Origin of the sequence: Finegoldia magna (assembly GCF_002243175.1) — a bacterium.
Taxonomy (GTDB): domain Bacteria; phylum Bacillota; class Clostridia; order Tissierellales; family Peptoniphilaceae; genus Finegoldia; species Finegoldia magna_J.
On record NZ_NDYF01000003.1, the window covers coordinates 75603 to 89223 of the forward strand.

The window sequence follows — 13621 nt, forward strand, 5'->3', positions numbered from 1 at the left end:
GTTTAATGGGGATTTACGAACAAGCAAAAGAATTTGCAAAAAAATATTTAGAAGAAGAAGGAAAAAAATCTGACAAGGATTGCACTTTCCCAAAAGAAGCATTTGAAAAAATGGGAGAAGAAGGATTTTTAAAACTTTTGATTCCTGAAGAAATGGGTGGACTTGGCAAAGGAGCAAAAGAACATCAAGAAGTTACAATGGCATTTGCTGAATACAATCCATCTGCAGCATTATGCTATATGATGCATAATGTTGGAATCAGTGGAGTGTTGGATTATGGTCAAAAAACTTTAATTGATAAAATAGTAAAAGATGTCGTTGAAAATAATAAATTTATGGCGTTGGCTGATTCAGAATTTGGTAGTGGAACACATTTTGGTAATCCAGAAATGACTTGTACTAAAAATGGAGATGACTATGTGTTCAAGGGGACTAAATCAATGGTAACAAGTGCAACTTATGCAAGTTATTATCAATATAACAGTAAATCAGCTGAATTTGAAGGTAAAACAACATATTGGGTTGTTCCATTGGAATCTGAAGGTTTGAGTTTCAATATGGAATATTGGGATGGAGTTGGAATGAGAGGAAATGTTTCTTGTCCAATGAAATTTGACAATGTTAAGTTGACATCCGATTACAGATTAGGCGAAGAAGGCGGAGCAGATGAAGTCGCAAGTGTTGTAACAAAGATGTTTTTACTTGGACTTGCTAGTGTATATGCTGGTTTAAATATTAGAATATCAAACATTACTAATAAATACGCTACAAGTAGAAAATATCCAAATGGAAAATGCTTAGCAGATATTGAAATTGTTCAAATGTATTTGTCTAAGATATATTCAATGGCACAAAGTGCAAGAACACTATCAGAAGATGCAGCAGAATCTATAGTTAATAATAGCGAAGATATGCTTAAAAAAATTATTGCAGCAAGAGTGACTTCAATTGAAAATTCAATGAATTCAGCTACACTTGCAATGAGAATTGGCGGCGGAATCACTTATAATAAGAAGACTGAAATAGAAAAGTTGATGAGAGACGCTTACGCTGGACAAATTATGGCACCATCATTGGATGTTCTCCATGTAATGTTAGGTGGTATTTTAGCTACAGAAAACAAGTAAATAGGACACAAATGTCAATAAAAAGGAAGAAATTATGGATATTTACGAACAAGCAAAAGAGTTTGCTAATAAATATTTAGAAACGGCTGGAAAAAATTCAGATGTGGATTGTTCATTTCCAAAAGAAGCATTTGAAAAAATGGGAGAAGAAGGTTTTTTAAAACTTTTGGTTCCTGAAGAAATGGGTGGACTTGGTAAAGGAGCTAAAGAACACCAAAAAGTAATTATGGCTTTTGCTGAGTATAATCCGTCAGCTGCATTATGTTATATGATGCATAATGTAGCATTGAATGCTGTAATTAAATGTGGACAAAAAGATTTGTATGAAAAAGTTGTGGATGATGTAGTCAATCACAATAAGTATTTGGCATTGGCTAATTCTGAATTTGGAACAGGAACTCACTTTGGTAATCCAGAAACAACTTGCACAAAAGATGGAAATTATTTTGTATTTAACGGAACAAAGTCAATGGTAACTACTGCTACGTTTGCTAGTTATTATTTGTTCTTGAGTAAATCATGTGATTTTGAGGGTAAGACTACTTATTGGACAGTTCCTTTGGAATCTGAAGGATTGAGTTTCAATATGAAATATTGGGATGGAGTTGGAATGAGAGGAAATGTATCATGTCCAATGAAACTCGAAGGGGTTAAGTTAACAGACATGAATAGATTAGGAGTGGAAGGAGAAGGTCCTGAAGTTTCTAAAATAGTTACTAAGTTTTTCCTATTAGGTCTAGCTAGTGTATATTCTGGCTTAAATATTAGATTATCAAAAATCACAACAAATCATGCAAAAAACAGAAAGTATCCAGATGGAAGATGTTTAGCAGATATAGAAATTGTTCAAATGTATCTATCCAAGATATATTCGAAAGCACAAAGTTCAAGAACATTAGCAGAAGATGCAGCCGAAGCATTAGATAGAAATGATGAAGATGCTTTACAAAAAATCATAGCTTCTAGAGTTATTGCAATTGAACATGCGATGGAATCCTCAACTCTTGCAATGAGAGTCGGTGGAGGAATTAGTTACAATAGAAAGACTGAAATTGAAAAGTTGATGAGAGATGCTTACGCTGGACAAATCATGGCACCATCTTTAGATGTGTTGCATGTTATGTTAGGACAATCTTTATCAAGTAAATAAAATAGGAGGAATTAAATGAAAAAATTAAAAATAGGTGCAGTTATTTACGCTCCAAGAGTTACAGTAATATGGGAAATGATTGAAGAATTTTTTAAGGAAAATGGAGCTGAAATCGAAGGAGTATTCTTCAAAGACTACAAATTACAAGTAGATGCTTTAATGAGTGGAGAAATTGATGGAGCATGGAATTCACCATTAGCACATTTAGACGCTCACTTGAGATCTGAAGGAAAAGATAAGATCGGATGCATGAGAGATACTGATAGAGATAAGAAGACTTATCTAGTAGTTAAAAAGGGAAATTTTGAAAAAGTTTCTGATTTAAAAGGAAAAACAATAGGATTTGGAGCTATTGATTCTCCACAAGCAAGACTTATTCCTATAAACTATTTACACCAAAATGGTTTAGAATATGGTAAAGATTACACTGAAAAAAGATTTGATATCGGTGTTGGCTTACATGGAGATCACGTTGGTGGAGAAAAAGACAGCATGATCGCTATGGTTAATGGAGAAGTTGATGCATCATTCTGCCTAAGTACAAATTATGATGCTTGGATTAGTGATGGTACACTAGACAAAAACGAAGTTGAAGTTTTAGATAAAACTGATAACTTTGACCATTGCATATTTACATTCAATCCTGAAGTTTCTGATGAAGATATCAAAGCATTTGATGACATTATGTTCAAGATGGATTACAACAACGAAAAAGAAAAAGAAATCATGGATCTTGAAGGATTAAAACAATGGATTCCTGGTAGAAGAGATGGTTTCAAACAAATTACTGAAGCTAATGAATATTTAGGAAATTTCTTAAAGGAATTCAATAGTGAACAATAAATTATTCAATACCTCTTTGATAGGATCTATGCCAAGAGGCGACGAAATAATGAAAGCTCGTAGGATGTTAAAGGCTAATATGATTAGCCTTTCTGACTACGAACAATTGGTATACGATAAGACCAAAGAAGTTGTACAATTACAAGAAGATTTAGACATAGATGTAATCACAAGTGGAGAAATAGAGAGAGACAATTACGTATCTTTTATTTCTGAAAAACTTGGTGGCGTAACTCAAATGAGCATGGCTGAAATGCTAGATTATGTCGACGATAAAAGAGAGTTCGAAAATATTTTGACTACGTTAGATGTTCCTGCAACATCTATCAAGAACGCCATTTGTACAGGCAAATTGGAATACAAAGGAGACATTGTATCAGAAGAATTAAAGCTTTTGAAATCATTGACTGATAGACCAGTTAAGATTACAATGCCTGGCCCTTACTTGGTTACAAGAAGTATGTGGCTAGCAAATGTTAGTTCTAAATACTACGACAGTAAGGAAGATTTGGGAGAAGATGTAATCGACATTTACAAAAAAGAAATCAAAAATCTTCAAGAAATCGGAGTAGACGTAATTCAATTCGATGAACCAGTTCTTACAGAAATTGTGTTCACTGAAGGAAGACCTAGAACTTTCATGTGTGCCTCTTTGTCTACTAGAAAAGATCCAACTGAAGAGTTAAAATTTGCCACACATTTGATAAAAAGCGTGATGGATAGTGTTGATAGGGACAAATCTATCTGTTCACTTCACGTGTGTCGTGGTAATTGGAGTAAAAACGAAAGTATTTTATTGACAGGACCTTATACTCCGCTTTTGGATTTGTTCGCAGATATTAATGCAGATTTGTTGGCGTTAGAATTTTCAACACCAAGAGCTGGAGAACTGAAAGCATTACTAGCTGATGAAAGAATCAACAACAAAATGATTTTGGGACTTGGAGTGTTAAATCCAAGACTGGATGACAAGGAAGACACAGATGGAATTTACAAAAGAGCCAAGGAAGCTCTTACATTTATCGACAAGGATAAATTGTGGCTAAACCCAGACTGTGGATTTGCAACATTCTCCAATAGACCAGTAAATGAATACGACCACATAAGAGAAAAACTACAATCGATGATTGATGCTAGAAATAAATTGAGGAAAGAATATGAATGATGATATAAATTCATTCCAAAAGAGTTTCAGAGCTATTGTATCCGATGATTTGGTTAAAGTTTACAACGAAAAATCATGTATTCCTGTGGACTCATCTATTTCATTTGATTCAGAAAAAGAAGAATTTACATCAATTGATTTCTTTGTAAGTTCTATTGTTTCGGAATTGATTTTGACTATGATGAGGGTTGCGAAGAAAAGAAACACTATATTGCAAGATATCGAAGCTAAGGTGAACTTAGATATCGACAATCCAATGTATCTGTTAAATGTTATCGGTTTTGAAGATAAGAGTATTATCAACAAAATCAACATCGACATTTATTTCTTCTCATTTTATGAAGGAGAAGAACTACAAGAGTTTTTGGATGAAGTTTTGGATAGAACTTTGATTTACAATTCTATAAAAGATTTGGTAAATGTTAATTTTAAAACTGTTTTATAACTTGTAAATTATTTTATTTGTGATATAATATTAGAAAATATTTAAAAATATTAAATTCAATAGATAAGATAGTAGTATAAATGAAACTTCAAGAGAGGAAATGGTTGGTGCGAATTTCTAAGGGAAGTTTATATGAATGGGGTTATCTGAATTTTGAATGAAACTGAGTAGTTCAAAAAGTGATTCTCACTTTACAGGGATAGGATATGAAAGTATCTGAAGGAGATGTGTGCATTTTTGCACATAAATTAGGATGGTAACGCGAGTTTTGACACTTGTTCCTTTTGGGGAACAGGTGTTTTTTTATTATAAAGGCAGGTGAGTGTAATGAAATGAACTTATGAAATGATTTTAGAAGAGAAAAATTTTATGAAAAAGAAAGGAAGATATTATGGATTCAAAAAAATTAACAGTAAGTTCGATATTTTTAAGTGTAGGATTATTGCTACATTACGTTACACCTGCGTTGTTTATGGGAGTTAAGCCGGATTTTTTATTAGTAATGATGTTTTTGGGAATATTATTCATGGATAATGTAAAAGAAGCTTTTGTGTTGAGTTTGTTTGCGGGAGCAATTGCAGCTTTTACAACAAGTTTTCCAATGGGACAACTTCCAAATATAATCGACAAATTAGTTTCTGGAATTATCGTGTTTTATTTGTTCAAATTCATGGGCAAAAACAGCAAAAAATCTAATTCAATATTCGCTTTAGGAACTTTGATAAGTGGATTTGTTTTCTTGGCACTTGCAATTCCAATGGGAATGGGTACAGAAAATTTTAAAGAGTTACTGCCATCAATGTTTGTTGCAGTGTGTCTGCCAACTTCAGTTTTGAACACAATTGTGGGAATTTTCTTCAAAAAAATAATTTATCGTACAAATTACGTCAAAATCAACGCTCAATAATGATATTTGTCTAAAATTAGTATATACTAGTAATATAGATAAAAATGAGGTGATTTTATGAAATACGCAGAAGAAGGCGTGCAATATCATTTGAATATTAAAAGTGGAGATGTTGGAAAGTATGTAATCTTACCAGGAGATCCAAAAAGATGTGAAAAAATCGCAAAATATTTTGACGATGCAAAATTAATAGCAGATCATAGAGAATATGTAACATACACTGGAACTATAAATGGAGAAAAAGTTTCCGTAACAAGCACTGGAATCGGTGGTGCTTCTGCAGCAATAGCAATGGAAGAGCTTGTCAAAGCGGGAGCAGATACTTTTATAAGAGTTGGAACTTGTGGAGGAATTCAAGAAGATGTTAAGAGCTCTGACGTAGTAATAGCAAATTCTGCTATAAGAGCTGAAGGTACTACGAAGGAATACGCTCCGATAGAATTTCCAGCAGTTGCAAACTTAGATGTGACAAATTCCTTGGTAAAAGCTTCAAAAGATTTGGGACATAATTACCATGTTGGAGTTGTTCAATGCAAGGACAGCTTCTACGGTCAACACGAACCAGAAAAAATGCCTGTGTCATACGATTTATTGAATAAATGGGAAGCGTGGAAAAGGCTTGGCGCATTGGCAAGTGAGATGGAATCAGCAGCCTTATTTGTGGTTGCAAGTTATCTTCGCGTTAGATGTGGATCTTGCTTTTTAGTTGTGGCAAACCAAGAACGTGAGAAGAAACACTTGGATAATCCTGTGTGCCACGACACTGATGTAGCCATTAAAGTTGCAATCAAAGCAATCAAAAATTTGATAGAGGAAGATAAACAAAAATAAATTTGAAAATTTAATTTTAAAATTTTGACAAATTGTATATAGGGTGATATAATAAAAACAGTTAATAACGTTTTCATTTTATCCATTAACAATGGGTATCTCCTTATGTTGAAAAACAAAACTAGGTCACATGGCCTAGTTTTGTTTTTTTAATTCATCTTGAAGTTTTTCTAATTGTTCATAAATTTCATTATCTATTGTAACAATATTTTCGGTAGATTGTTTTCTTTTTCTTAGCTTAGATCTTTTGAGGTTTTCTTTCAAAGTAAGATAATTTTTCCAGAGTTCATTGGCGCTAATTCTGATACCTCCACGCGATAAAATAATTCTTTGGATCATTCCATCGTTACTAGCCACATACATTTTGTCGTGCTTTTTCATATCGTTGACTTTTCTTTCAATGTATCGGTCTGCAGATTCGTGTTCCTTTGTATAAACCACTGTCAAATTATCGCGTTTTTCTTCTATGCTCATTCCACCTTTTACAAGGTAGGCATCAAAAACCACATAAACTTGTTCGCCACTTAGATTTTGATATTCTTTCATTATATCAATGAGCTCTTCACGGGCACTATCCAAGTCTACATCATTTGATAATTTGTACAAATTCGGCCAAGCGTTAATTATATTATAACCATCGACATAAAGATAAATCTGTTTATTTTTCATACCTTTGGCGTATGATTTCATAAATTAGAATGCTCGCAGCATTGGATGCATTGAGTGATTCTGTTTTTCCATACATAGGGATTTTAATTAACTGATCACAGTTTTCTCTGACTAATCTCGAAATACCCTTGCCCTCGTTTCCAATTACAAGACCAATAGGTCCTTTCAAGTTAGCTTGTGTGTGAGTTTGTGAAGCTTCTCCACAGGCTCCGTAAATCCAAATGTTATGTTCTTTTAAATAATTAATTGTCGTGGTTATGTTGGTTACACGTGCGATTTTGATATTGAAAACAGCTCCTGCACTTGTTTTAATTGCAGTTGCATTTACTTCACATGCGCGATGTTTTGGAATTATAACTCCGTGGCATCCAGCAACTTCTGCAGTCCTGATGATGGATCCCAAATTGTGAGGATCTGTGATTTCGTCCAAAATTATCAAAAATGGATCTTCATTTATTTTTTTGGCGTAAATTATCATTTCATCAACGCTTGAATAACCGAAACTTGGCATTTTTGCCATAATGCCTTGATGAGCAGTGTTTTCTGCGAATTTTTCGATGTATTTTTTATCGACGTATTCGACTTTTATTCCCATATCGTAAGCTTTTTTTTCTATTTTTTTTATAAATCCTTTTAATTCGCCTTTTTGTATGTATATATTGGTTACTCCCATATCCATTTCCAAAGCTTCCATAACAGGATTTCTACCGACTAAATATTGCATTTATTCTCCTTATTCTTATCGTTTTAATGTTATAATCTTATTAGATTATACAATATAAAGCAATTTCTTACAATTAATAGGGGGAACAAATGGGAAACGAAATAATGATGCAAGCTTTTGAATGGTACTTGCCAGACGATGGAAATTATTATAAAAATTTGACTAAAGAAGCGAAGAATTTAAAAGAAAAAGGGATTGATTCGTTGTGGCTTGCTCCAATGTTTAAAGCGACAGGGACAAATGATGTTGGCTATGGTGTGTATGATTTGTACGATTTGGGAGAATTTGATCAGAAAGGATCTGTGCGTACAAAATACGGAACTGTAGAAGAATTGAAAAAATTAATTGAAGTTTTGCACGAAAATGATATAAAAGTTTACGCAGATGTAATTCTTAATCACAAAGCTGGAGCAGATTTCTCGGAAACTTTTAAGGCTTATGAAGTGGATCCTAACGACAGGACGAAAAGAATTACTGATGCTTATGATATTGAGGGATGGACTGGATTTGATTTCAAGGGTAGGAATGGAAAATATTCTGAGTTCGTGTGGCATTTTCAACATTTCAATGGAGTTGACTTTGATAACAAACAACAAAAGAAAGGAATCTTTGAAATCGCTGGAGAAAACAAAGGATTTAGCGAGAATGTTTCCAACGAAAAAGGAAATTTCGATTATTTGATGTTTGCAGATATTGACCACAAAAATCCTGATGTTAAAGCTGAGCTTTTTAGATGGGGAGAATGGTTTGTGAATTATGTTAATGTGGACGGCTTCAGATACGACGCGCTTAAACACATTGACGATGAATTTATAATTGATTTCACAAAGCATATACAAAAGGGTGCAAATCGCGATTTTTATTTTTTCGGAGAATATTGGCTACAAGATAATGATAACACTAATCATTATTTGTACGATACGAAATACGATGTGGATTTGTTCGATGTGGCACTTCATTTTAATATGTATTCTGCATCGAAGATGGGCGATAAATTTGATATGAGAAAAATTTTCGACAATACTTTGGTAAAAGAACATCCCACAATTGCGGTTACATTCGTGGATAATCACGACAGCGAACCTGGTCAGTCGTTGGAATCATTTGTAGAGCCTTGGTTCAAAAAGATTGCGTACGGTTTGATTCTACTTAGAAAAGACGGATATCCTTGCGTGTTTTACGGTGATTATTGTAAAATAGGTGGAGAATTTAATATCGAAGGGCAAAAGGATATTATAGATAATTTGATGTACATCAGAAAACATTACGCATTTGGAGATCAAACAGATTATATGGAAAGTGAAAATTTGATAGGTTGGATTAGACACGGAGATGATTTTCACAATCCAATGGCTGTTGTAATCAGCACTGGCGACATCAATACTTTGAGAATGAATGTAGGAAAGGAAAATGCAGGTAAAAAGTATACTGAAATCACTGGAACAAATTCTAATGAAATTGAAATCGATGATGAAGGATTCGGAGATTTTGAAGTGGGAGCTGGAACTTTGAGCTGTTGGGTATGTAATGAGTAAATTTTATGCGGTAAAAATTGGGAGAAATCCTGGGATATACAATAGTTGGGCAGATTGTCAACAACAAGTAAATAGTTTTAAGGGAGCGATTTTCAAATCTTTTAAGACAAAAGAAGAGGCAGATAATTTCATAAATGGCGAAGATAATAAAAAAGTAGCGTCAATTGATAACTTAAATGAGAATGAATGCGTGGCTTATGTAGATGGATCATTTAAGAAAGATACGGGAGAATATAGTTTTGGTTGTGTGTTGTTTCACAATGGTAAAATTGACAAATTCAATCAGAAATTTCCTCAATCAGAATATTCAACTCACAGAAATGTATCGGGAGAAGTAAGTGGGTCGGTGTTTGCAATTAAAAAGGCAGTCGAACTTAAAATGGATAAAATCACGATTTTTTATGATTATCAAGGAATTGAAAGCTGGGCTAATGGCGACTGGAAAACAAACAACAATCTAACTAAAAGCTACAAGAAATTTATCGATGAAATAAAACCTCAAATCGACATTAATTTCGTAAAAGTCAAAGGTCACTCCAACGATACTTATAACGATATGGCTGATGAATTGGCGAAACAAGCGTTGGGAATAGGGAAATAATAAAGTATTTAAAAAAATTAAAGTAGATTACATTTTTGCAAAAAAAAAACTCTCACGAATATCGTGAGAGCAAATTATTTGAATATTATCATAAGTTGTGTAATTTTTCTTTTATCAACATTAACTACGACGAATTTCAAGTTTTCAAATTCAACCTCATCTTTTGATTTTGGCATTCTGTCCAATAATTCTATGACGAATCCACCTATGGAATCGAATTTGTCGCTTTTAATGTCAAGGTCAAACCTTTCATTTACTTCATCGATTCTCATTTCAGGGTCGACTAAGTATTCGTTGTCGCTAATTTTAGTTACTTCTTTTTCGTTGTCGTATTCATCGTCGATTTCTCCGACAAGCTCTTCCAAAATATCTTCCATCGTTACAATTCCACTAGTTCCACCGTATTCATCGATAATGATACTGATGGAAATATTTTTTGCTCGCATTTGTTTGAACAAATCAACAACTGGAATGTATTCATAAGCATAGAATGCTGGTTTCAGGATATCTCTGATTTTAAAATCGCGGTCATCTTCGATAATTTTGTGCGCTAATTCTTTTATGTGAAGAACGCCTATGATATCGTCGATGCTGTCCTCATAAACTGGAATTCTAGAATAAGTAATATTTTTGATGATTTCCTTCAAATCACTCTCTGCATCTTCAATATCAACTGATGCCATGCTAGTTCTTGGAGTCATAATATCAACTGCTAAAGTTTCCTTTAACTCCAACGCGTTTATCATGATTTCAGTTTCTTGATTTTTCAGTACGCCTTCTTCTTCACTAACTTCCACCAAAGTTTTAAGTTCTTCTTCGGTCAATGTAGAACTATCTTCGTCTTCTCCAACAAAAAGTTTGATTACCAAACGAGTTAAGAGGTTTAATACTTTTACAATTGGTTTGAAAACTAAAGTCAGGAAATAAATAAACCTAGAAAATTTTAACGCCACGGATTTGTTTTTATATTGTGCAATTGTTTTCGGTATAACTTCACCGAAAATCAACACAAATACAGTCATTACAACTGTCGATATCAAAGCTCCGTTTTGATGAAAAATATTTGTGAATAAAATTGTAGCTATAGAACTCGCTGCGATGTTTACAATATTGTTTCCAATCAAAATAGTAGATATGGTAGTTTGCATATTATCGTGCAATTTCTTTAGCAAATGTGCATTTTTGTTATCCTTTTGGTCTAATTGTCGAACTTTTATTTTGCTTACAGATGTTATCGCCGTTTCACTTGAAGAAAACACAGCGGACATTGTAACCAAGAACACTAACGCAATTATTTGCGAGACACTCGAACTGTCCATTACATCACTCTCCAAACATATCGTAACATATAAAAATATAGTTGTAAATAAATTGTTTTGACAAAATTTTTAAATAAAAAACATAACAATTGAGAAAACTAAAAATAATTTAACAACAAACAAATCCCTCAATATGGTATACTATAGATGTAGATAATACAGTAAAAAAGAAACGGTGATGAAAATGGATTTAAAAGAAAAAATTAGAGTTATAGACGGATTTCCAAAAGAAGGAATCTCATTCAAAGATATTACTACGTTGTTAAACGACAAAGATGCCTACAAACACGCAGTAGACCTTATGGTAGAAGATTTAAAAGGCAAAGGCATAACTGTGATTGCAGCTCCAGAAGCTAGAGGATTTTTGTTTGGCTCAGCTGTAGCGTATGCTCTTGGAGTAAGATTTGTTCCTGTAAGAAAACCAGGCAAACTTCCTGGAGAAGTGTCAGAATATTCTTATGATTTGGAATATGGTACTGACAAATTAGAAGTACACAAAGATGCAATTCAAAAAGGCGACAAAGTTGCAATCGTTGATGATTTATTGGCAACTGGTGGAACTGTGAATGCAGTAGCTAAGTTAGTCGAAAAAAACGGTGGCGAAATCACTGCGATGGAATTTTTGATTGAACTTACTGAACTTGGCGGAAGAGATGTCAACAAAAAATATTACATCAACACTTTAGTACAATACGATATCTAAATTTTATCCACATGTCATGCATGTGGATTTTTAATTGCAAAAAAGCACAACCAAAATTTTATGGTTGTGCTGAATTGATTATTTGCTTTGCATTAATAAATTGTATTTTATATCCCACAATTTTTGAGACAAATCCACGTGGAACAAATGAGGATGTTCAAATCTTTTTACTTCTTCCCATTGTTCATCAATTTGTTCATTCTTTCTTTCAATTATTTTATCCAATGTTGGAAGTTCGTACACCAATTCTCCCTTGTCGAACACTCTAACCAATAATTCTTTTGTTGTGAAGTTAGTTAATGTTTTTCTCTTCCAAGTGTGAATAGGGTGGAATATTTCCAAATCTTTTGATTCGTCGATTTTTTCATCGTGAAGAGTTATCAAATCGGCTTCTGCTTTGCCTGAATCTTTGTCGTAAATTCTGTAAACTGTTTTGAATGCAGGAGTTGTAATTTTTTCGATATTTTCACTGATTTTAATCTTAGGAATGATTTCTCCGTTAGGTTTTTCCACAGCGCATAATTTGTATACGCCACCTAAAACTGGATCTGATTTTGCTGTGATTAATCTTTCTCCAACGCCAAATCCATCTAGCTTTGCCCCTTGTTCAATCAAATCAGAAATTGTGTATTCATCAAGTGAATTACTTGCCATGATTTGACAGTTTTCATATCCAGCATCATCCAACATCTTACGCGCTTGTTTTGATAAATAAGCAAGGTCACCGCTGTCAATTCTAATTGACATATTTTTAATTCCACGAGGTTTCAAAACTTCGTCAAAAACTTTTATCGCATTAGGAACACCGGATTTTAAAACGTTGTAAGTGTCCACTAAAAGTGAGCAAGAATTTGGGAAAATTTCGGCATATTTTTTGAAAGCTTCGTATTCTGAATCAAACATCATAATCCATGAATGGGCCATTGTACCAAAAGCAGGAACATCGTAAGTGATATCTGTCAAAGTATTGCTTGTAGCAGTAGCACCGCCTATGAAAGCTGCTCTTGCACCAAGAACTGTAGCATCCACACCTTGTGCACGTCTTGCGCCAAATTCCATCACAACTCTTCCTTCAGCTGCGTGAACTATTCTATTCGTCTTAGTCGCAATCAATGATTGATGATTGATTGACAAAAGCGCAAAAGTTTCTATCAGTTGTGCTTGTGGAGCAGGCCCACGAACTATCATCAAAGGTTCATTAGGAAATGCAACAGAACCTTCAGGCATTGCCCACACATCGCATTCAAATTTGAAATTTCTAAGATAATCTAAGAATTTTTCGCTGAACATATTCTTGCTCTTGAAATATTCGATGTCTTTTTCGTCAAATTTCAAATTTTGAATATATTTAACCACTTCTTCTAATCCCGCAACGATAACAAATCCTCCGTTGTCTGGAATTCTTCTAAAATACAAATCAAAATAAGCATACTCATATTCCATATTATTTTCCAAATATCCGTTCATCATTGTAAATTCGTAGAAATCAGATAACATGCTTAAATTTTCATAATTTTTCCAATCCATAATCTGCCTCCATATTTTATTATGAATATTATAATCCAAATCCAAATCTTTGACAAAGAGTTTTAAATATTATAC

Annotated in this window: 14 protein-coding genes; 10 read left to right on the forward strand and 4 right to left on the reverse strand. The window is 33.5% G+C overall.

Going from position 1 to position 13621, the window contains the following annotated elements; all coding sequences use genetic code 11:
- Positions 1-5 precede the first annotated feature (5 nt).
- From B9N53_RS01120 to udp, 7 genes are all read left to right on the forward strand, one after another.
- Positions 6-1127: an acyl-CoA dehydrogenase family protein gene (locus B9N53_RS01120; RefSeq protein ID WP_002835498.1), complete on the forward strand. Its 1122-nt coding sequence runs from the start codon at positions 6-8 to the stop codon at positions 1125-1127.
- A gap of 34 nt (positions 1128-1161) precedes the next feature.
- Positions 1162-2277 carry an acyl-CoA dehydrogenase family protein gene (locus B9N53_RS01125; protein WP_094203335.1) on the forward strand — a complete coding sequence of 372 codons (1116 nt, stop codon included), beginning with the start codon at positions 1162-1164 and terminating at the stop codon, positions 2275-2277.
- Positions 2278-2292: 15 nt separating this feature from the next.
- Complete coding sequence (locus tag B9N53_RS01130) at positions 2293-3120, forward strand: phosphate/phosphite/phosphonate ABC transporter substrate-binding protein (RefSeq protein WP_094203336.1); 828 nt, start codon at positions 2293-2295, stop codon at positions 3118-3120.
- Positions 3110-4285, forward strand: coding sequence for a cobalamin-independent methionine synthase II family protein (locus tag B9N53_RS01135; protein ID WP_094203337.1), 1176 nt, complete (start codon positions 3110-3112; stop codon positions 4283-4285). The genes B9N53_RS01130 and B9N53_RS01135 overlap by 11 nt, the downstream gene beginning before the upstream one ends.
- The gene (locus tag B9N53_RS01140; RefSeq protein WP_094203338.1) at positions 4278-4730 is read left to right on the forward strand and encodes an OsmC family protein; all 453 of its coding nucleotides are present in this window, start codon (positions 4278-4280) and stop codon (positions 4728-4730) included. The genes B9N53_RS01135 and B9N53_RS01140 overlap by 8 nt, the downstream gene beginning before the upstream one ends.
- Positions 4731-5121: 391 nt before the next feature.
- On the forward strand, positions 5122-5637 hold the full coding sequence (locus tag B9N53_RS01145; RefSeq protein ID WP_094203339.1) for a tryptophan transporter: 516 nt from the start codon (positions 5122-5124) through the stop codon (positions 5635-5637).
- 57 nt (positions 5638-5694) lie between these two features.
- Positions 5695-6468 (forward strand): uridine phosphorylase, encoded by a 774-nt coding sequence (gene udp, locus B9N53_RS01150; protein ID WP_094203340.1) that lies wholly within the window; start codon positions 5695-5697, stop codon positions 6466-6468.
- A gap of 135 nt (positions 6469-6603) precedes the next feature.
- Here the strand turns inward: udp and B9N53_RS01155 are convergent, their stop codons facing one another.
- Together B9N53_RS01155 and rlmB are read right to left on the reverse strand one after the other, a co-directional pair.
- Positions 6604-7137 carry an NYN domain-containing protein gene (locus tag B9N53_RS01155; protein ID WP_002835489.1) on the reverse strand — a complete coding sequence of 178 codons (534 nt, stop codon included), beginning with the start codon at positions 7135-7137 and terminating at the stop codon, positions 6604-6606.
- Entirely contained in the window at positions 7127-7861 is a 735-nt protein-coding gene (gene rlmB, locus B9N53_RS01160) for a 23S rRNA (guanosine(2251)-2'-O)-methyltransferase RlmB (RefSeq protein ID WP_094203341.1), read from the reverse strand. The genes B9N53_RS01155 and rlmB overlap by 11 nt, the downstream gene beginning before the upstream one ends.
- An 89-nt stretch (positions 7862-7950) precedes the next feature.
- On the opposite strand from rlmB, the gene B9N53_RS01165 reads away from it, so the two are divergent.
- Together B9N53_RS01165 and B9N53_RS01170 are read left to right on the forward strand one after the other, a co-directional pair.
- Positions 7951-9396: an alpha-amylase gene (locus tag B9N53_RS01165; protein ID WP_094203342.1), complete on the forward strand. Its 1446-nt coding sequence runs from the start codon at positions 7951-7953 to the stop codon at positions 9394-9396.
- Positions 9389-9997, forward strand: a complete 609-nt coding sequence (locus B9N53_RS01170) for a viroplasmin family protein (RefSeq protein ID WP_094203343.1) — start codon at positions 9389-9391, stop codon at positions 9995-9997. The genes B9N53_RS01165 and B9N53_RS01170 overlap by 8 nt, the downstream gene beginning before the upstream one ends.
- A gap of 74 nt (positions 9998-10071) precedes the next feature.
- On the opposite strand, the gene B9N53_RS01175 is transcribed toward B9N53_RS01170, so the two are convergent.
- Complete coding sequence (locus B9N53_RS01175) at positions 10072-11316, reverse strand: hemolysin family protein (RefSeq protein WP_094203344.1); 1245 nt, start codon at positions 11314-11316, stop codon at positions 10072-10074.
- A gap of 184 nt (positions 11317-11500) precedes the next feature.
- On the opposite strand from B9N53_RS01175, the gene B9N53_RS01180 reads away from it, so the two are divergent.
- A complete protein-coding gene (locus B9N53_RS01180; protein ID WP_094203345.1) occupies positions 11501-12019 on the forward strand; it encodes an adenine phosphoribosyltransferase in 519 nt (172 codons plus the stop codon).
- A gap of 78 nt (positions 12020-12097) precedes the next feature.
- Here the strand turns inward: B9N53_RS01180 and B9N53_RS01185 are convergent, their stop codons facing one another.
- Positions 12098-13546, reverse strand: a complete 1449-nt coding sequence (locus tag B9N53_RS01185) for a nicotinate phosphoribosyltransferase (RefSeq protein ID WP_094203346.1) — start codon at positions 13544-13546, stop codon at positions 12098-12100.
- Positions 13547-13621 lie beyond the last annotated feature (75 nt).

Coding starts and splice junctions, on each gene's coding strand:
- B9N53_RS01120 (WP_002835498.1), top strand. CDS start 6: ATGGGGATTTACGAACAAGCAAAAGAATTTGCAAAAAAATATTTAGAA.
- B9N53_RS01125 (WP_094203335.1), top strand. CDS start 1,162: ATGGATATTTACGAACAAGCAAAAGAGTTTGCTAATAAATATTTAGAA.
- B9N53_RS01130 (WP_094203336.1), top strand. CDS start 2,293: ATGAAAAAATTAAAAATAGGTGCAGTTATTTACGCTCCAAGAGTTACA.
- B9N53_RS01140 (WP_094203338.1), top strand. CDS start 4,278: ATGAATGATGATATAAATTCATTCCAAAAGAGTTTCAGAGCTATTGTA.
- B9N53_RS01145 (WP_094203339.1), top strand. CDS start 5,122: ATGGATTCAAAAAAATTAACAGTAAGTTCGATATTTTTAAGTGTAGGA.
- udp (WP_094203340.1), top strand. CDS start 5,695: ATGAAATACGCAGAAGAAGGCGTGCAATATCATTTGAATATTAAAAGT.
- B9N53_RS01155 (WP_002835489.1), bottom strand. CDS start 7,137: ATGAAAAATAAACAGATTTATCTTTATGTCGATGGTTATAATATAATT.
- rlmB (WP_094203341.1), bottom strand. CDS start 7,861: ATGCAATATTTAGTCGGTAGAAATCCTGTTATGGAAGCTTTGGAAATG.
- B9N53_RS01165 (WP_094203342.1), top strand. CDS start 7,951: ATGGGAAACGAAATAATGATGCAAGCTTTTGAATGGTACTTGCCAGAC.
- B9N53_RS01170 (WP_094203343.1), top strand. CDS start 9,389: ATGAGTAAATTTTATGCGGTAAAAATTGGGAGAAATCCTGGGATATAC.
- B9N53_RS01175 (WP_094203344.1), bottom strand. CDS start 11,316: ATGGACAGTTCGAGTGTCTCGCAAATAATTGCGTTAGTGTTCTTGGTT.
- B9N53_RS01180 (WP_094203345.1), top strand. CDS start 11,501: ATGGATTTAAAAGAAAAAATTAGAGTTATAGACGGATTTCCAAAAGAA.
- B9N53_RS01185 (WP_094203346.1), bottom strand. CDS start 13,546: ATGGATTGGAAAAATTATGAAAATTTAAGCATGTTATCTGATTTCTAC.